Origin of the sequence: Mycolicibacterium sphagni (assembly GCF_002250655.1) — a bacterium.
Lineage (GTDB): Bacteria > Actinomycetota > Actinomycetes > Mycobacteriales > Mycobacteriaceae > Mycobacterium > Mycobacterium sphagni.
Window position 1 is genome coordinate 63,580 of the sequence record NZ_NOZR01000005.1, and the last position, 16,921, is coordinate 80,500.

General features: G+C 68.6%; 19 protein-coding genes. 5 read left to right on the forward strand and 14 right to left on the reverse strand.

Annotation, left to right across the window (positions count from 1 at the left end):
* Positions 1-4 precede the first annotated feature (4 nt).
* From priA to hisD, 5 genes are read right to left on the reverse strand one after another with little or no spacing between them, the layout of a single operon-like run.
* Positions 5-739, reverse strand: a complete 735-nt coding sequence (priA, locus tag CG716_RS07470; RefSeq protein ID WP_094478030.1) for a bifunctional 1-(5-phosphoribosyl)-5-((5-phosphoribosylamino)methylideneamino)imidazole-4-carboxamide isomerase/phosphoribosylanthranilate isomerase PriA — start codon at positions 737-739, stop codon at positions 5-7.
* Between the two features lie 2 nt (positions 740-741).
* Positions 742-1,362: an imidazole glycerol phosphate synthase subunit HisH gene (gene hisH, locus CG716_RS07475; protein WP_094478032.1), complete on the reverse strand. Its 621-nt coding sequence runs from the start codon at positions 1,360-1,362 to the stop codon at positions 742-744.
* Complete coding sequence (gene hisB, locus CG716_RS07480) at positions 1,359-1,982, reverse strand: imidazoleglycerol-phosphate dehydratase HisB (protein ID WP_094478034.1); 624 nt, start codon at positions 1,980-1,982, stop codon at positions 1,359-1,361. Before hisB ends, hisH begins: the two co-directional genes overlap by 4 nt.
* Positions 1,979-3,115: a histidinol-phosphate transaminase gene (locus tag CG716_RS07485; RefSeq protein WP_094478036.1), complete on the reverse strand. Its 1,137-nt coding sequence runs from the start codon at positions 3,113-3,115 to the stop codon at positions 1,979-1,981. Before CG716_RS07485 ends, hisB begins: the two co-directional genes overlap by 4 nt.
* Entirely contained in the window at positions 3,112-4,440 is a 1,329-nt protein-coding gene (gene hisD / locus CG716_RS07490; protein ID WP_165774059.1) for a histidinol dehydrogenase, read from the reverse strand. The genes CG716_RS07485 and hisD overlap by 4 nt, the downstream gene beginning before the upstream one ends.
* Positions 4,441-4,518: 78 nt before the next feature.
* Here hisD and rhtB point away from each other — a divergent pair, with 78 nt between their 5' ends.
* Complete coding sequence (gene rhtB / locus CG716_RS07495; protein WP_094478038.1) at positions 4,519-5,154, forward strand: homoserine/homoserine lactone efflux protein; 636 nt, start codon at positions 4,519-4,521, stop codon at positions 5,152-5,154.
* A gap of 10 nt (positions 5,155-5,164) precedes the next feature.
* Positions 5,165-5,578: a nitroreductase family deazaflavin-dependent oxidoreductase gene (locus CG716_RS07500; RefSeq protein WP_094478389.1), complete on the forward strand. Its 414-nt coding sequence runs from the start codon at positions 5,165-5,167 to the stop codon at positions 5,576-5,578.
* Here the strand turns inward: CG716_RS07500 and nadC are convergent, their stop codons facing one another.
* Genes nadC through nadA form a run of 3 tightly spaced genes read right to left on the reverse strand, consistent with a single transcriptional unit; the run spans position 5,579 to position 9,050 of the window.
* Positions 5,579-6,436 (reverse strand): carboxylating nicotinate-nucleotide diphosphorylase, encoded by an 858-nt coding sequence (gene nadC, locus CG716_RS07505; protein ID WP_094478040.1) that lies wholly within the window; start codon positions 6,434-6,436, stop codon positions 5,579-5,581. It abuts the gene before it with no gap.
* Positions 6,433-7,995 carry an L-aspartate oxidase gene (locus CG716_RS07510; RefSeq protein WP_094478042.1) on the reverse strand — a complete coding sequence of 521 codons (1,563 nt, stop codon included), beginning with the start codon at positions 7,993-7,995 and terminating at the stop codon, positions 6,433-6,435. The genes nadC and CG716_RS07510 overlap by 4 nt, the downstream gene beginning before the upstream one ends.
* A complete protein-coding gene (gene nadA / locus CG716_RS07515) occupies positions 7,992-9,050 on the reverse strand; it encodes a quinolinate synthase NadA (RefSeq protein WP_094478044.1) in 1,059 nt (352 codons plus the stop codon). The genes CG716_RS07510 and nadA overlap by 4 nt, the downstream gene beginning before the upstream one ends.
* A 48-nt stretch (positions 9,051-9,098) precedes the next feature.
* Between nadA and CG716_RS07520 the strand changes: the two genes are divergently transcribed.
* Positions 9,099-9,791: an NUDIX hydrolase gene (locus CG716_RS07520; RefSeq protein WP_094478046.1), complete on the forward strand. Its 693-nt coding sequence runs from the start codon at positions 9,099-9,101 to the stop codon at positions 9,789-9,791.
* A 44-nt stretch (positions 9,792-9,835) separates the two neighbouring features.
* The gene (locus CG716_RS07525) at positions 9,836-11,170 is read left to right on the forward strand and encodes a lipase family protein (protein ID WP_094478048.1); all 1,335 of its coding nucleotides are present in this window, start codon (positions 9,836-9,838) and stop codon (positions 11,168-11,170) included.
* On the opposite strand, the gene CG716_RS07530 is transcribed toward CG716_RS07525, so the two are convergent.
* From CG716_RS07530 to bioB, 3 genes are read right to left on the reverse strand one after another with little or no spacing between them, the layout of a single operon-like run.
* Positions 11,167-11,745, reverse strand: a complete 579-nt coding sequence (locus CG716_RS07530) for a DUF2567 domain-containing protein (RefSeq protein ID WP_094478050.1) — start codon at positions 11,743-11,745, stop codon at positions 11,167-11,169. The genes CG716_RS07525 and CG716_RS07530 overlap by 4 nt on opposite strands.
* Positions 11,742-11,969: a biotin synthase auxiliary protein BsaP gene (gene bsaP, locus CG716_RS07535; RefSeq protein WP_094478052.1), complete on the reverse strand. Its 228-nt coding sequence runs from the start codon at positions 11,967-11,969 to the stop codon at positions 11,742-11,744. The genes CG716_RS07530 and bsaP overlap by 4 nt, the downstream gene beginning before the upstream one ends.
* A 28-nt stretch (positions 11,970-11,997) precedes the next feature.
* Entirely contained in the window at positions 11,998-13,005 is a 1,008-nt protein-coding gene (gene bioB, locus CG716_RS07540; protein WP_094478054.1) for a biotin synthase BioB, read from the reverse strand.
* A 56-nt stretch (positions 13,006-13,061) separates the two neighbouring features.
* Here bioB and CG716_RS07545 point away from each other — a divergent pair, with 56 nt between their 5' ends.
* On the forward strand, positions 13,062-13,646 hold the full coding sequence (locus CG716_RS07545; RefSeq protein ID WP_094478056.1) for a TetR/AcrR family transcriptional regulator C-terminal domain-containing protein: 585 nt from the start codon (positions 13,062-13,064) through the stop codon (positions 13,644-13,646).
* Here CG716_RS07545 and bioD read toward each other — a convergent pair whose 3' ends face one another.
* The 3 genes from bioD to CG716_RS07560 all read right to left on the reverse strand — a co-directional run bounded on the left by bioD (position 13,647) and on the right by CG716_RS07560 (position 16,889).
* Complete coding sequence (bioD, locus tag CG716_RS07550; protein ID WP_094478058.1) at positions 13,647-14,354, reverse strand: dethiobiotin synthase; 708 nt, start codon at positions 14,352-14,354, stop codon at positions 13,647-13,649.
* Positions 14,351-15,499, reverse strand: coding sequence for an 8-amino-7-oxononanoate synthase (locus CG716_RS07555; RefSeq protein ID WP_094478060.1), 1,149 nt, complete (start codon positions 15,497-15,499; stop codon positions 14,351-14,353). The genes bioD and CG716_RS07555 overlap by 4 nt, the downstream gene beginning before the upstream one ends.
* A gap of 97 nt (positions 15,500-15,596) precedes the next feature.
* Positions 15,597-16,889 (reverse strand): adenosylmethionine--8-amino-7-oxononanoate transaminase, encoded by a 1,293-nt coding sequence (locus CG716_RS07560; protein ID WP_094478062.1) that lies wholly within the window; start codon positions 16,887-16,889, stop codon positions 15,597-15,599.
* Positions 16,890-16,921 lie beyond the last annotated feature (32 nt).

The following is a 16,921-nucleotide window of genomic DNA, read 5'->3' on the forward strand; positions in this document are numbered from 1 at the left end:
AGGGTTACTGGCTCACCGCGGCCAGCGCCTCCGGCAGCGTGAATCGCCCCGCGTAGAGCGCCTTGCCGACGATCGCACCTTCCACACCGCTGTCGGTGAGGGTCGCGATCGCGCGCAGATCGTCCAGGCTGGACACCCCGCCCGAGGCGATCACCGGGGCGATCGTGCACTCGGCGACACCCTCGAGCAAGTCGAGGTTAGGCCCAGTCAGGGTGCCGTCCTTGGTGACGTCGGTGACCACGAAGCGCGAGCAGCCTTCGCTGTCAAGGCGTTCGAGCACATGCCACAGGTCTCCGCCGTCGGTCTCCCAGCCGCGGCCGCGCAGCCGATGTTCGCCCTCCACGATCTGGACGTCCAGCCCGACGGCTACCTTGTCGCCGTACTCGGCGATCGCCGCGGCGCACCACAGCGGGTTCTCCAACGCGGCGGTGCCGATATTGACCCGGGTGCAGCCGGTGGCCAGCGCAGCCTTGAGCGACTCGTCGTCGCGGATGCCGCCAGAGAGTTCGACTTTCACGTCGAGCGCACCGACCACCTCGGCGAGCAGCTCGCGGTTGGACCCGCGACCGAACGCGGCGTCCAGATCCACCAGGTGGATCCATTCCGCACCGTCACGCTGCCAGGTCAGCGCGGCATCCAGCGCCGAGCCGTACTCGGTCTCGCTGCCGGCTTTGCCCTGAACCAGGCGTACGGCTTTACCGTTGACCACGTCGACGGCAGGCAACAGAATCAGTGGCACTCTTACAGCCCCTCAACCCAATTCGCGAGCAGCGCCGCACCAGCGTCACCGCTCTTCTCCGGATGAAATTGTGTCGCCGACAGCGGCCCGTCCTCCACGGCGGCCAGGAACCGCACCTGATGGGTGGCCCAGGTCAGCAGCGCATCGGGTGCGCCCTCCCACTTCTGTGCGGCGTAGGAGTGCACGAAGTAGAAGCGGCTGTCGGCGTCGAATCCCTTGAACAGCGCGCTGCCCGGCGCGGGTTCGACCACGTTCCACCCCATGTGCGGAATCACCGGCGCATCGAGCCGGGTGACCGAGCCCGGCCACTGGCCGCAGCCCTGTGATTCCAACCCGAACTCGACGCCGTGGGCGAACAGGATCTGCATGCCCACGCATACGCCGAGCACCGGACGGCCCGCGGCCAACCGCTCGGCGATGATGCGTTCGCCGCCGATTCCGCGCAACCCGGCCATGCACGCCTCGAACGCGCCGACGCCGGGAACCACCAGGCCATCGGCGTTGTGGGCGCGCTGGGCGTCGGCGGTCACCTCGACGTCGGCTCCGACGCGTTCCAGTGCCCGCTGCGCCGAGCGCAGGTTGCCCGAGCCGTAGTCCAGGACCACCACGGATTTACCTGTCACAGTGAGCCTTTGGTGGACGGCACGCCCGACACCCGGGGATCGGGCTCGACGGCCTGTCGCAGGGCACGGGCCACCGCCTTGTACTGCGCCTCGGTGATGTGGTGCGGGTCGCGGCCGTAAATGGTCCGCACGTGCAGCGCGATGCGGGCGTTGAAAGCCAGCGACTCGAACACATGCCGGTTGACCACCGTGTGGTAGGGCACGCTGGACCCGGCGATGGTGAAATCGACCATATAGTCCGGTTCCCCGGTGTGCACGAAGTACGGCCGGCCGGATACGTCGACGGCGGCGTGCGCCAGCGTCTCGTCCATCGGGATGAAGGCGTCGCCGAAGCGGCGGATGCCCTTCTTGTCGCCCAGGGCCTGGCCCAGCGCGGTGCCCAGCACGATCGCGGTGTCCTCGATGGTGTGGTGGCCCTCGATATCGACATCACCCGTAGCGGTGATGGCCAGGTCGAAGCTGGCGTGGGTGCCCAACGAGGTCAGCATGTGGTCGAAGAACGGCACCCCGGTGTGCACGCTGACATCGCCGGTGCCGTCGAGATCGAGCTCTACGACGATGTCGGACTCGCGGGTCTTGCGCTCGACTCGCGCGCGGCGGGCAGTGGCGATGGCGGTCATGGCGCTCCTAGCGGCTGGGCAAGATTGGAGGCGGCCAGCTTTGCACTGGCGGCCAGGAAGGCGTCGTTCTCGTCGGCCAATCCGATGGTGGTGCGCAGGTATCCGGGGATGCCGACGTCGCGGATGAGGACACCGTCATCCAGATAGTGTTGCCAAGCCGTTGCGGCGTCGGCGAATTCGCCGAAGAGCACGAAGTTGGCATCGCTGGGAATGACGCGGTACCCGAGTTCGGCCAGTGCCACGCAGACCCGTTCCCGCTCGGCAATCAGCGTCGCGACGCTGCCGAGGGTGTCGTCAGCGTGGCGCAGCGCGGCCCGCGCGGCGGCCTGGGTGACCACCGACAGGTGATACGGCAGGCGCACCAGCAGCACCGCGTCGATGATCGCGGGGGCGGCGATCAGGTATCCCAGCCGTCCGCCGGCGAATGCGAACGCCTTGCTCATGGTGCGGCTGACGATGAGCCGGGTCGGGTACTCGTCGATCAGCGCAATAGCACTGGGCTGGCTGGAGAATTCGCCGTACGCCTCGTCCACGATCAGGATGCCGTGCTGCATCACGTCCAGCAGCCGGCGCAGATCACCCAGCGGAATGCTTTGGCCGGAGGGGTTGTTCGGGCTGGCGACGAACACCACGTCGGGATCGCGGGCCGCGATCACGGTCGTCGCCGTCTCGACATCGAGGCTGAAGTCGGCCGCCCGCACCGACTCGATCCATGCGGTCTGCGTGCCGTTCGAGATGATGGGGTGCATCGAGTACGACGGCACGAAGCCGATCGCGCTGCGGCCGGGCCCACCGAACGCCTGCAGCAGCTGCTGCAGGATTTCATTCGATCCGTTCGCCGCCCAGAGATTTTCGGTACCCACTTCGACACCGGTCTGCGCCCGCAGATAGGCGGCCAAGTCGGCGCGTAAGTCGACGGCGTCCCGGTCGGGATAGCGGTGCAATTCGGCCGCGGCCGCCTTCACTGAGCGCGTCACGTCGTCGACCAGGGCCTGGCTCGGCGGGTGCGGGTTCTCGTTGGTGTTCAGCCGCACCGGCACGTCGAGTTGCGGTGCACCATAAGGCGATTTGCCGCGCAGATCGTCGCGCAGCGGCAGATCCGCCAAGGTCACACGGGCTCCCGGGACACTCATCGCTCGAACCTCCGCCGGACCGCTTCGCCGTGGGCAGGCAGGTCCTCAGCCTTGGCCAGGGTGATCACATGACCGGACACGTCCTTCAGTGCGGCCTCGCTGTAGTCGACAACGTGAATGCCGCGCAGGAAAGTCTGTACCGACAGGCCGCTGGAATGCCGCGCACAACCTGCGGTGGGCAGCACGTGGTTGGAACCGGCGCAGTAGTCGCCGAGGCTGACCGGCGACCACGGGCCGACGAAGATTGCCCCGGCCGCGCGGATCCGGCCGGCCACGTCGTTGGCGTCAACGGTCTGTATCTCCAAGTGCTCTGCGGCATACGCGTTCACCACACGCACCCCGGTGTCGATGTCGTCGACCAGCACGATGCCCGACTGACGGCCACGCAACGCCTCGGTCACCCGCTCGCGGTGTTTGGTCGTCTCCAGCTGCACCGCCAGTTCGGCTTCGGTGGCCTCGGCCAGCGCGATGCTGTCGGTGACGAGCACGCTGGCGGCCATCACATCGTGTTCGGCCTGACTGATCAGATCCGCTGCGACGTGCACCCGGTCGGCGGTGTGGTCAGCCAGGATCGCAATCTCGGTGGGGCCGGCCTCGGCGTCGATCCCGATCTGCGAGCGGCAGATTCGCTTGGCGGCAGTCACGTAGATGTTGCCCGGCCCGGTGACCATGTCGACGGGCGCGAGTTCGGCGCCATCGGTGTCGGTGCCGCCGTAGGCCATCAGCGCCACGGCCTGCGCGCCGCCGACCGCCCACACCTCTTCGACGCCGAGCAGTGCCGCCGCCGCGAGGATCGTGGGGTGTGGCAGGCCACCGAATTCGGCCTGCGGCGGGCTGGCCACCACCAGCGAGTCCACCCCTGCGGTCTGCGCGGGCACGACGTTCATCACCACGCTCGACGGGTAGACCGCGTTGCCGCCCGGCACGTACAAGCCGACCCGTTCCACCGGCACCCAGCGTTCGGTGACCGAGGCGCCGGAGTCGAACAGTGTGGTGACATCGGTGCGCCGCTGATCGGCGTGCACGGCGCGCGTCCGCTCGATCGCCACCTCCAGCGCGGCACGCACATCGGCCGGCAGCGCGGCCAGCGCGTCCGCCAAGGCGGCGGCGGCCACGCGCACTGTCTGGGGCCGCACCCCGTCGAACGACTCGCCGTACTCGAGGGCGGCCACGGCTCCGCGCTCGGCGACGTCGTCGACGATCGGGCGGACCTTGGGGACCACGGCGTCGACGTCCACGCCGCCGCGCGGCAGCGCCGCGCGCAGCTGGGCGGCGGTCAGCGTGCGGCCACGCAGATCGATCCGGTTCATGGCGAAGCTGGTCATCGGATCAATTGTCCCTGATCGGTGCACCCGAATAAAAATTGATTGAGCGCGGGCGGCGACGGCCCGGATACTGCGGTTATGCAATGGGAGCTGTGGTTGGCCTTCGTCGGCGCCGCGATCGCCATCAGTGTGTCGCCGGGCGCCGGCGCCATCCAGTCGATGGCGACCGGTTTGGCGTACGGGTTGCGCCGCGGTTATTGGAGTATCGCCGGGCTCGAAATCGGCCTGATGCTGCAGCTGGCGGCGGTCGCGGTGGGACTCGGCGCCGCGGTGGCGCAGTCGGTGGTCGCGTTCACCGTCATCAAGTGGATCGGTGTGGTTTACCTGGTGTATCTGGCCGTCCGGCAGTGGCGTACCGCCCCGGGCGACCTGGGCGAACAGCTCAACGCGAACGCCAGCGGCGGCCGGTTGGCCCTGCTGGCGCGCGGAGTCCTGGTCAACGTCACCAACCCCAAGGGTCTGGTGTTCCTGCTCGCGGTGCTGCCGCAGTTCGTCGTGCCAACCGCCCCGCTTCTGCCCCAATATGTGGCCATCGGGGCGACGATGGTGGTCGTAGATCTGGTGGTGATGGGCGCCTACACGGGCCTCGCGGCCCGGCTGCTGGGCTGGCTGCGCACCCCGCGCCAGCAGACCGCGATGAACCGGACGTTCTCCGGATTGTTCGCCGCTGCCGCGGTGGTGCTATCCCTGGTGCGCCGTGGCGCTGCCGCATAACGTTGGCGTCATGTCGACCAAGGATCATCCGAACAATGCCCCGGGCGTGCCAATGCGATTCCCCGTGTGGTTCGAGAACTTCCAGATCAAATATCTGAACCGAGCCATGCGGCCGCTGGCCAAATACATGCCGGGCATGTCGGTCATCTCCCACCGCGGCCGTACCTCGGGGACGCAGTATGAGACCGTCGTCTCGGCTTACCGCAAGGGTGACACCCTGGCGATCCTGCTGGCCCACGGCAAGACCAACTGGGTCAAGAACATCCTGGCCTCCGGTGAAGCGGACATCCGCCTGGGGCGGCACGACCTTCATCTGGTCAATCCCCGATTGGTGTCGGCCGGTACCGACGATCCGTCGTTGCCCGGCATCGCCCGCTCGGGCGTCAAGCGCGGCGTCGGTGCGTTCGTGGCCGATATCGCCTAGCTAGAGATCCAAACCGACGTCGAAAACCTTGACGGAGTGGGTAAGCGCGCCGACGGACAGATAATCCACGCCGGTGCCGGCGTATTCGGCAGCGGAGTCCAAGCTCAGGCCTCCCGAGGATTCCAACAGCGCGCCTGGGGCGTTGGCGTCGCGGCGCTGCACGGCGATCTGGGTCTGCCAGACCGGGAAGTTGTCCAGCAGGATCAGCTGGACATCCTCGGCCAGCACCTCGTCGAGCTGTTCGAGGGTGTCGACCTCGACCTCGCACGGCAGGTCCGGTGCGGTCGCGCGCACGGCGCGCAGCGCGGCTACCACCGACCCCGCGGCCGCGACGTGGTTGTCCTTGATCAGTGCGGCATCACCAAGACCCATCCGGTGATTGACCCCGCCGCCGACCCGCACCGCGTATTTCTGCAGAGCCCGTAGCCCAGGAAGCGTCTTGCGGGTGTCGCGGATCTTGGCCTTGGTGCCCTCGACGGCGTCCACCCAGGCCGCGGTGGCGGTGGCGATGCCGGACAGGTGGCACACCAGGTTGAGCAGGGTCCGTTCGGCGGTCAGCAGTCCCCGTGTCGAGCCCTCGATCCGCAGCAGCGCCGTGCCGGCCTCCAGTCGGGTGCCGTCGTCGACGCGGTCGACGACCCGGTAACCGTCCTCGCCGAGTATCTCGTCGAGAACGAGCAGCGCCACATCGATTCCGGCCGCTACGCCCGGCTCCCGGGACACCAGCGACGCGACGGTGGTCGCGCCGGCGGGCACAGTGGCCAGTGTGGTGACGTCGGGGCCGTAGCGCAGGTCCTCATCAAGGCCGCGGCGGATCGTGATGCGGGCTTCAGTCAGCTCGTCGTCGGTGAGTTTCATCGCAGGCAGGCCGCCGCGTGGTCGCCGTGCAGGGTGCGACTGAAGGCCTGGGCCGGATCGGCGTCGGGGTGATCACTGCGATGGTGGCAGCCGCGAGATTCGGTGCGCGCCAACGCCGCAGCGATCAAGGCACGGGCAGTCACCGTGAGTGCGACGTCCTCGGCGGCAGCTCGGGTGGTCATCGGTCGCGGTGTAGCCTCAGCGAGGGCGTCGGCCAGGCGCCGCAAACCGGCAGCATCGCGAACCACCGAAGCGTAGTCGGTCATCGCGGATTGGAGCGCTGGCCGATCGAGCGCAGTGTGTTGACGCCCTTCGGCTTTCGCCATCGGCGCACCAGCATTGTGCGCGTGCTCAACGGCGACACGGCCGGCACGGGCACCGACGACCAGGCCCTCCAGCAGGCTGTTGGAGGCCAGCCGGTTGGCGCCGTGCATCCCGGTCCTGGCCACTTCGCCGGCCGCGAACAGCCCGGGTAGATCGGTGCGGCCGTGGACGTCGGTGGCCACACCCCCGCAGCTGTAGTGCGCACCGGGAACGACGGGGATCGGCTCGCGGGTTGGGTCAATGCCGGCCGCGCGGCACGCCGCAGTGACCGTCGGAAAGCGTTGCGCCAAGTGGTCGATGGAGCGCGCGTCGAGGAACACACACTCGTCACCCGTTTCGCGCAGACGCGCTTCGATCGCCGCCGCGACGATATCGCGCGGCGCGAGGTCGCCCATCGGATGATGCGTGGTCATCGACTCGCCGCGGGCGTCTCGCAGCACCGCACCTTCGCCGCGCAGCGCCTCGGTGATCAACGGGCGACGCCCTGCGCCGTCACGGTCGAACAGCATCGTCGGGTGGAACTGAACGAATTCGAGATCGGTGACGCCGATTCCGGCCCACAGGGCAAGCGCGATCCCGTCGCCGGTGGAACCTTCCGGGTTAGTGGTCGCCTGGTACACGTGGCCCAGCCCGCCGGTGGCGATAATGACCGACGGGGCGTGCACGATGCCGAGCCCATCGGCATTGCGGACCAGCACCCCGGTGACCGCCGAACCGTCGTGCAGGATCTGCAGCGCGATGTGATTGCGGCGAATGTCCAAGGTGGCAGCGGCATAATCGAGCGCGCGCTGCACCTCGGCCCCGGTGGCATCACCGCCGGCATGGATGATGCGGCGGCGGGAATGGCCGCCTTCGCGAGTGAGCGCCCATTGCCCCGGCGCGCTTTCGTCGAATCGGGCACCGTCGTCGACCAGATCAGCGACCGCCTGATAACCGTCTGCGACGATCGAACGCACCGCGTCCGGATCGCACAGGCCCGCACCGGCGGCCAGGGTATCGCGGACGTGCGCGTCAACGGAGTCTTCGGTGTGCGGCAGCACCACCGCGATACCACCCTGCGCGTAGAACGTCGCGGTATCGGGAGCCTTGCTCAGAACGACTGTGCGGCCGCCCTTTCGGTGCGCGGCCAGCGCCGCGGCCAAACCGGCGACACCGGTTCCTATCACCACGACATCGGCGCGCTGCTGCCAGTCAACACCGTTGCCACCGGCTCCGCAGGCGAACCCGCCGGTCATTCTCCGCCGCCGGGCTGGCCGATCTCGATCATCCGCTGCACACTGGCGCGGGCCAGCCGCGCGGTCTCCGGATCGACGTCCACCTCGTCTGCGCCGTCGACCAGGCAGCGCAGCAGAGCGGCGGGAGTGATCATCTTCATGTACTTGCACGACGCCCGGTCGTTGACGGCCTGAAAGTCGATACCCGGTGCGGCCCGGCGCAATTGGTGCAGCATACCGACCTCGGTGGCGACCAGGACCTGCTTGGCGTGTGAGGCCTTGGCAGCGTCCAGCATGCCGCCGGTGGACAGGATCTTGACCCGATCGGCCGGGAAGGCTCCCTCGCCGGCGAGGTACAGCGCCGAAGTGGCACAACCACATTCGGGGTGCACGAACAGTTCGGCATCAGGGTGGGTGCGGGCCTGGTCGGCCAGCTCGTCGCCGTTGATACCCGCGTGCACGTGGCACTCGCCGGCCCAGATGTGCAGGTTCGTCCGGCCGGTCATGCGCCGGACGTGGGCGCCGAGGAACTGGTCAGGGCAGAACAGCACTTCGCGGTCCGCGGGAATGGAGGCGACCACCTCGACGGCGTTGGACGAGGTGCAGCAGATGTCGGTGAGCGCTTTCACCGCTGCGGTGGTGTTGACGTAGGACACCACGACCGAGCCGGGATGCTCGTCTTTCCAGGCCTGCAGTTCGTCGGCGTTGATGGAGTCCGCCAGCGAGCAGCCCGCCCGCTGATCGGGGATCAGAACGGTCTTCTCAGGGCTGAGGATCTTGGCGGTCTCGGCCATGAAGTGCACGCCGCAGAACACGATCGTCTCTTCAGCGGCTTCGGCGGCGATTCGGGACAGCGCCAGCGAGTCGCCGACGTGGTCGGCGACATCTTGAATGGCCGGCAGCTGGTAGTTGTGCGCCAGGATGGTCGCATTGCGCAAGGTGGCCAGGCGCCGAATCTCGGCGGCCCATTCCTCGTCACCGTTCACGCCGGTGTAGCCACCGGGGCCATCGGTGATAGCGGCCGCCAGTCCGCCAACAGCGGCGTCGACGGCATCGGCACGATCCAGGACGGTCATTTCCGCCTCCTGTCTTGCTTTCGAGGTTTTCGACTTACAATCGAAAACATGGGCTATACTAGCACCGAACACGAAGTGCTCGCCGTTGTATTCCAGGTTGGCGACGTCAGCTCCAGGCAACCCACCCTTAACGTGCTGTTATGGCAGCGCGCCCAGGAACCGGAGCTCGGCAAGTGGGCACTGCCCGGCGGTCGGCTGAGCGACGACGAGGACCTGACCACTTCGGTGCGCCGCCAGCTGGCCGAGAAGGTGGACGTACGTGAGATCGCCCACTTGGAACAGCTCGCCGTCTTCTCCGATCCGGGCCGAGTGCCTGGCGTTCGCACGATCGCCTCGACGTTCCTCGGGCTGGTGCCGTCGGTCGCTACCCCGGTATTGCCCCCGGACACCCGCTGGCATCCGGTGAACGCACTGCCCGAGATGGCCTTCGACCATGCGCCGATGGTGGAGTACGCCCGCACCCGCCTGGTCGCCAAACTGTCCTACACCAATATCGGATTTGCGCTGGCGCCAACAGAATTCGCGCTCTCGACGCTGCGCGACATCTACGGCGCCGCGCTCGGCTATCAGGTCGACGCCACCAACCTGCAGCGTGTCCTGGCCCGTCGCGGCGTCATCACGCCGACGGGGACAACCGCCCATCCGGGCCGCACCGGCGGCCGTCCGGCAGCCCTCTACCGGTTCACCGACTCGCAGATTCGGGTGACCGACGAATTTGCTGCGCTGCGGCCGCCCGGGTGAGCCGCACTAGATTCTTAGACCCTTCTTAAGGTATGAAGGATGCAATGCATCCGGTCAGCTCCGGGGCCCCGAGCCCCGAATGGATTGGCCGCGCCCCGCACGAGGAGCTCGAGCGCGGTGCGCATCCCCCGCTGCCCGTCGATGATCTGTTCTACCAGCCCCCGGGCGGGTTCGAACATGCCGATCCAGGCACCGTCCTGCGTTCACGCGACGTCGAGCTGGGCTTTCTCGGGCTGATCCCCCAACGCGTCCGCGCCACCCAGCTGCTGTACCGCACGACCGATCACAACAGGCTTCCGCAAGCGACTGTCACCACGGTGCTCATCCCCACCGGCCACGCCCCGAATCAGGTCCGCAACGTTGTGTCCTACCAGTGCGCCATCGATGCGGTGGCGGCACGCTGCTTCCCTTCCTACGCGCTGCGCAGACACGCCAGATCCCTCGGCTCGATCGCCCAACTGGAGTATCTGCTGATCGCTGCCGCGCTGGCTGAGGGCTGGGTGGTGTCCGTCCCCGACCACGAGGGTCCCGACGGCATGTGGGGCGCTCCCTTCGAGCCCGGCTACGCCGTGCTGGACGGCCTGCGGGCCACCCTCGGCTTCGAGCGCTTCGGCCTCGCCGCGGACAACAAGATCGGGTTGTGGGGCTATTCGGGCGGTGGGCTGGCCAGCGCGTGGGCGGCCGAGGTGCACGCCGAGTACGCCCCCGAGCTCAACATCGTCGGCGCGGTGCTCGGTTCTCCGGTTGGCGACCTGGGGCACACGTTCCGCCGGCTCAATGGTTCCTATCTGGCCGCGCTGCCCGCGCTGGTGGTGTCCGCGCTGGCCAAGACCTACCCCGACCTCAATCGCGTCATCGAGCAGAACGCCACCGAGGAAGGCCTCGCGCTGCTGCGGCGGCTGGAGCGGATGACCACCGCGGAGGCCGTCATCCGGCTGTTCCGCACCGACATGGACGACCTGGTGCGCCCGCCGCTGGACGAAGTCCTCGCGATGCCCGAGGTCCAATACGTCTTCGAGAACATCAAACTCGGCAAGGCGACGCCCGACCTGCCGGTGCTGATCGTGCAGGCCGTGCATGACTCGGTGATCGCCGTCGAGGACATCGACGACCTGGCGCACACCTATGCGATGGGTGGAGCTCAGGTGACCTACCACCGCGACATGTTCAGCGAGCACATGCTGCTGCACCCGATGTCAGCGCCGATGACGCTGCGCTGGCTGACCGACCGGTTCGCCGGACGCCCGATCGACGAGCACATCGTGCGGACCAAGTGGCCGACGCTGCTCAACCCCATGACCTATGCGGGCATGTGGCGCTTGGGCGGCATCTTCGCGCGGGTGGTCTCCGGCGGACGGGTTCCGTTCAAGCCGCTCTAGGGCGTGACATCGGCCGGGACGCGTTCCACCGGCGGCGAGGCGCCGAGGTCGTCACGCGGGGTGGCCACCGCCAGTAAGGCGTAGGCGAGCGCGCCCAGCGCTGCCGGGAACAGCAGCGTCGTCGCCACCTGCAACGGGCCGCGGGCGAAGAACACCGGCGGCGCCTCGGAGTAGTAGAAGACCCGGTTCTCACGCGTGACCGGTGCGGTGTCGAACGGCACCGCACCGTAGTGCCAGTGCACCAGCAGCGCCCCGACAGCCGCGGCGGCCCCGGTGGCCGCTACCAGGCCCACCCAGAGTGCCGTCGCCATCAGCGGTCCGCGGTGGTCACGCCACTGCCACACCAGCACGGCGGCCACGATCGCCATCGATGTCACCAGCCCGATGAGCATCGCGGCGGACACGAACAGATGATCGGATTCGCTGCCCAGGTAGGTGTGCACCCGATCCCCGGAGCGAGTCAGCGCGATCACCCCGCGGGCCGACGGGGCCAGCCACGACCACAGCGCGCCCAGCGCCGCCCCGCCCAACGTCAGTCCGACGATCACGACGCCTGCTGCTTTGTGCCGGGTCACCGCTGCACCTCGAGTTCATGGGAGTCGACACGGCCGTGCCGCGCGCATTTGGCCCACCAGCCGTCCGGGCGCACCTGCACCACCATCCGGCGTCCGCATTCCGCGCAATACCGGGGCGGTTCGAGCCCGAGCTGGGCGGCGGTGGGCACCGCGGTGCCGGCCGGCTCGCCGGTGTAGACGTTGTAGACCCCGGCACCGACCGGTGCGGGCAGCTGTTCGACCATCACCTTGCCCTTTGTACAGACGATCGAGCTACAGGCTGGCGTTCAGTGCCTTGATCGGCATCTGCAGATCCTCGAGCAATTCCAGATCCGCTTCGGCCGGCCGGCCCAGCGTGGTCAGGTAGTTCCCGACGATCACGGCGTTGATCCCGCCGAGGATGCCTTGCTTGGCGCCGAGGTCCCCGAGGGTGATCTCGCGCCCGCCGGCAAACCGCAGCATGGTGCGCGGCAGGGCGAGGCGGAATGCGGCCACCGCCTTGAGTGCCTCGGCCGCAGGCAGCACCTCCAGATCGCCGAAAGGCGTGCCCGGACGCGGGTTGAGGAAGTTCAGCGGCACCTCGTGCGGATCGAGCTCAGCCAGGTTGGCAGCGAATTCGGCGCGCTGTTCGAGCGTCTCCCCCATGCCGAGGATGCCGCCGCAACACACCTCCATGCCGGCCTCGCGAACCATCTCCAGCGTGCCCCAGCGCTCTTCCCAGGAGTGCGTGGTCACCACATTCGGGAAGTACGACTGCGCCGTCTCCAGATTGTGGTTGTAGCGGTGGACGCCCATCTCCTTGAGCCGATCCACCTGCTCCTGCGTCAGCATGCCCAGCGAGCAGGCGATCTGGATGTCGACCTCGTTGCGGATGGCCTCGATACCGGCGGCGACCTGCGCCAGCAGCCGCTCGTCGGGACCGCGCACGGCGGCCACGATGCAGAATTCGGTGGCACCGGACTTGGCGGTCTGCTTGGCCGCCTCGACCAGGCTCGGGATATCCAGCCACGCGCTGCGCACCGGCGAGGCGAACAGTCCAGACTGCGAGCAGAAATGGCAATCCTCCGGGCAGCCACCGGTTTTCAGGCTGATGATGCCCTCGACCTCGACCTCGGGGCCGCACCACTTCATGCGGACCTCGTGGGCCAGCGCGAGCAGTTCTTCGAGCCGGTCGTCTGACAGTTGCAGGACTTCGAGCACCTGATCGCGGGACAGGCCCTCGCCGCGCTCGAGGACCTGCTCGCGCGCCAGTGCCAATACGTCGACTGCTGCCTGCGTCACCGGCTCGTCCTCCTGGGTTCTTCGAACTTGAACAGTGTTCAGGCTAGGGTACGGGTGTGCAGCTGCACAAACGCGACGTGGTCGCCAAGGCGGCGGCGATCCTGGACAACTACGGGATCGCCGACCTCACCATGCGTCGGCTGGCCCGCGAACTCGACGTCACCCCCGGCGCCCTGTACTGGCATTTCGCCAACAAGCAGGAACTTCTTGGCGCCGTCGCCGATCAGCTGCTCGCCCCGGCTTGCGCCGAGCCCGCTCCGATGAGCTGGCAAGCCCGTATCGAGACGGTGTGTCGCGGCCTGCGGGACGCGCTGCTGTCCCACACCGACGGGGCCGAGTTGGTATCGGCGAGTTTCGCCGCCGGGCAGTCGCAGGCCGTCGAACAGATCCTCGGAGGGCTGGCCGAGGCCGCCGGCGAGGCGGGCGTGGCGGCGGCGCATACCGAACTGGCCGCCCGCACAGTTCTGTACTACGTCCTCGGCTTCACCGCGGACGAACAATCCCGCATGCAGTGGGATGCCGCGGGGGCCGCACTGCCCGACACGCGGTCTGCCCTGACCGACGACCCGGGAACCAGGTTCGGGTTCGGCCTGCAGGTGTTGGTCGACGGCATCGCGGCACGGCGGACATCGCCGGTGTGATCACCGTCGACCGGATCCGGCCGATCGCTCATTGACTAGTCCGGCAACCCAGTCCGGGTCAAACGCACGCGCACTGAACAATTCGAAATCCTTCGGCGACACCGCGGACACCCCGGCCGGCAGCGCGGCGCGTACCGGGGCCAGCCGGGCTAGTGCGTCCCGATTGGACTTCTCCGCCGCGCCGGGCTGCGCGGGCCATGAGCCGATCACCAATCCGGCACACGAAAGACCTTTGGCGGCAAGCCCTTCCAGCGTCAGTGCGGTGTGGTTGAGGGTGCCCAGGCCGGGCTCGACGACGACGAGCACGGGTGCGGCGAGCTCGACCGCGAGGTCACGTAGCGTCACCCCGCCGGCGGCCAGTTCGACGACTAGACCGCCCGCGCCCTCGACCAGCGTCAGGCGGCCGAGCTGGTCCACCGAACGGATGGACGCCAGCAGGTCGGCCGCACTGGGCAGCGGCAGGCCGGCCTGTTCGGCGGCGGCCGCCGGTGCCAGCGGTTCGGGATAGCGGGCCACCCCGACGAGCTCGTTTACCCCGGACAGCCGCCCGACCTCGGCGAGGTCGTCGTCGCCGCCGGCGGTACCGGTCTGCACGGGTTTGCACACCGCGACGTCATGGCCGGCAACCCGGGAGTGGCAGGCGAGCGCCGCCGTCACCACGGTCTTGCCGACACCGGTTCCGGTCCCGGTGATCACCAGCACGCTCATCGGTGGAGGGTATCCAGAACCGTGGTCAGGACGTCGCGCGCGGTGTGCATCTCGTCGTCGGTCAGCGACGCCCGTGCGGTCAGCCGCAGCCGCGAGGTGCCCGCGGGCACTGTCGGCGGCCGGAAGCAGCCCACCCGCACACCGGCGTCCAGGCATGCGGCCGCCGCGGCCACCGCGATCTCGGGGTCGCCGAGAATGACGGACACCACCGCTGATTCGGGCACCTCGACGACGTCGCACATCTCGGCGAGTTGCCGAGCTCGCTCGATGACGTCGCCGGACCGGCGCGGCTCAGCGGCCAGCACCCGCAGGGCGGCCAGCGCGGCGCCGACGGGCGCCGGAGCCAGGCCGGTGTCGAAGATCATCGTGCGCGCGGCGTCGATCAAGTGATCGCGCACCGCGGCCGGGCCGAGTACCACGCCGCCCTGGCTGCCCAGCGATTTGGACATCGTGGTCGTCATGATCACGTCCGGGGCACCGGCCAGGCCGGCTTCGTGGATCAGGCCACGGCCGCCGAACCCGCGCACGCCCAGCCCGTGCGCCTCGTCGACCAGCAGCAGGGCCTGATGCTTGCGGCACACCTCGTGAAGGTGGCGCAGCGGCGCGAGGGCACCGTCGGTGCTGAACACCGACTCGGTGATCACCAGTGCGCGTTCCTCGTCACGGTCGGCCAGCGCGGCCTCGACGGCCTCGACATCGCAGTGCGGTGCCACGACCACCCGGGCCTTGGACAGCCGGCACGCGTCGACCAGCGAGGCATGCGAGAGTGCGTCGGACACCACGAGCGAGCCGGGCCCGGACAGTGCGACCGTCGCGCCGATGTTGGCGGTGTAGCCCGACGAGAACACCAAGGCGGCTTCGGCGCCGACAAATTCGGCCAGGGCCGTTTCGAATTCCTCGTGCAGCTCGGTGTTGCCGGTGACCAGCCGGGAGCCGGTGGACCCGGCGCCCCACGTGCGCAACGCGGTCACGCCGCCGTCGATGACCGCCGGATGCTGGGACAGACCGAGGTAGTCGTTGGACGCCAGGTCGAGTTCGGTGGCGACCGCAGGCCGTGTTCGCAGCGAACGGCGCAGGCCGGCCTGCCGGCGCTGCTGCTCGACGGTGTCGAGCCAGGCCAGCGGTGAAAGACCTACGCGGGTCATGAGGGCCTCCTGCCTGGCGCCTTCGTGGCGGTATTGAACACCGTTCAGGTTAGCGTGACGACGAGCGCCGAGGCACCAGGGGTGAGGAGTCGCGCCATCAGGCCAGTGCACGGGCGACGGCGACCATCGCGGCGGTGATCGCGGCGATCTCGGCGGGGGTGCAGATGAACGGTGGCATCGCGTAGATCAGGTTGCGGAACGGCCGCAGCCAGACACCGTTGTCCAGGGCGACCGGAGTGGCCACCGTCAGGTCGACGGGCTCCCGCGTCTCGATCACCCCGATGGCACCGCACACCCGTACGTCGGCCACGCCGGGCAACGCGCGGGCCGGCGCCAGCCCGTCGGCCAGCCCCGCGCCGATCTCGGCTACCCGGCCCCGCCAGTCCTGCCCGAGCAGCAGTTCCACCGACGCCACCGACACTGCGCACGCCAGCGCGTTGGCCATGAAGGTGGGACCGTGCATCAAGGCACCAGCCTCACTACCGCTGATCGTCCGGGCGATCTCCAGCGTGCACAGGGTCGCCGCGAGGGTGACGTAGCCGCCGGTCAGCGCCTTTCCGACGCACATGATGTCCGGGGTGACCCCGGCGTGGTCAGCGGCGAACAGCTCACCGGTGCGCCCGAATCCGGTGGCGATCTCGTCGAAGATCAGCAGCACGCCGGCCCGGTCGCACATCGCGCGCAGATCGGTCAGGTAGCGGGGGTCGTGGAAACGCATGCCGCCCGCACCCTGAACCACCGGTTCGACGATGACGGCGGCCAGCTCGTCGGCATGTGCGAGCAGCTGCGCCTCGAACGCCGCGATGTAGGCCGGGTCGTAGTCGGCGGGCACCGGCGGAGCGAAGAGTTGCGGGAACAGGACGTCCGTCCACAGCGAGTGCATGCCGCCGTCGGGGTCGCACACACTCATCGGGGTGAACGTGTCGCCGTGATATCCGCCACGCCACGTCATCAACCGGCGCTTGCCGAACCGGCCCGCGCTGCGCCAGTACTGCAGTGCCATCTTCACCGCGACCTCGACGGCCACCGAGCCGGAATCGGAGAAGAACACCGTGTCCAGCCCGGCCGGGGTGATGTCGACGAGCAGCTGCGCCAGGCGCGCGGCGGGCTCATGGGTCAGTCCGCCGAACATCACGTGATTCATCACCGAAAGCTGCCTGGTCATCGCGGCGTCGAGCACCGGGTGACCATGCCCGTGCACGGCTGTCCACCAGGACGCCATCGCATCGAGGACGCGAATCTGCTCGCCGCCGCGCACCAGGGTCAACCACGCGCCGTCGGCGCCGACGGCGACCACCGGCGCCATCGCTTCGGCGCCGATTGTGCTGTAGGGGTGCCAGATGTGCGCGGCGTCGATCGCGCTGATCTGTTGGGGGGTCAACTCCGACACGCTGCGTGAGCCTAGTCGGCCGGCGCGACCGC

What these genes read in the sequence shown, in the direction of transcription:
- nadC (WP_094478040.1), bottom strand. Translation starts at nt 6,436, where the DNA reads ATGAAACTCACCGACGACGAGCTGACTGAAGCCCGCATCACGATCCGC.
- nadA (WP_094478044.1), bottom strand. Translation starts at nt 9,050, where the DNA reads ATGACCGTCCTGGATCGTGCCGATGCCGTCGACGCCGCTGTTGGCGGA.
- CG716_RS07485 (WP_094478036.1), bottom strand. Translation starts at nt 3,115, where the DNA reads ATGAGTGTCCCGGGAGCCCGTGTGACCTTGGCGGATCTGCCGCTGCGC.
- CG716_RS07510 (WP_094478042.1), bottom strand. Translation starts at nt 7,995, where the DNA reads ATGACCGGCGGGTTCGCCTGCGGAGCCGGTGGCAACGGTGTTGACTGG.
- bioD (WP_094478058.1), bottom strand. Translation starts at nt 14,354, where the DNA reads ATGAGCGTGCTGGTGATCACCGGGACCGGAACCGGTGTCGGCAAGACC.
- CG716_RS07525 (WP_094478048.1), top strand. Translation starts at nt 9,836, where the DNA reads ATGCATCCGGTCAGCTCCGGGGCCCCGAGCCCCGAATGGATTGGCCGC.
- CG716_RS07555 (WP_094478060.1), bottom strand. Translation starts at nt 15,499, where the DNA reads ATGACCCGCGTAGGTCTTTCACCGCTGGCCTGGCTCGACACCGTCGAG.
- hisB (WP_094478034.1), bottom strand. Translation starts at nt 1,982, where the DNA reads ATGACCGCCATCGCCACTGCCCGCCGCGCGCGAGTCGAGCGCAAGACC.
- CG716_RS07520 (WP_094478046.1), top strand. Translation starts at nt 9,099, where the DNA reads ATGGGCTATACTAGCACCGAACACGAAGTGCTCGCCGTTGTATTCCAG.
- rhtB (WP_094478038.1), top strand. Translation starts at nt 4,519, where the DNA reads ATGCAATGGGAGCTGTGGTTGGCCTTCGTCGGCGCCGCGATCGCCATC.
- CG716_RS07500 (WP_094478389.1), top strand. Translation starts at nt 5,165, where the DNA reads ATGTCGACCAAGGATCATCCGAACAATGCCCCGGGCGTGCCAATGCGA.
- bsaP (WP_094478052.1), bottom strand. Translation starts at nt 11,969, where the DNA reads ATGGTCGAACAGCTGCCCGCACCGGTCGGTGCCGGGGTCTACAACGTC.
- hisD (WP_165774059.1), bottom strand. Translation starts at nt 4,440, where the DNA reads ATGACCAGCTTCGCCATGAACCGGATCGATCTGCGTGGCCGCACGCTG.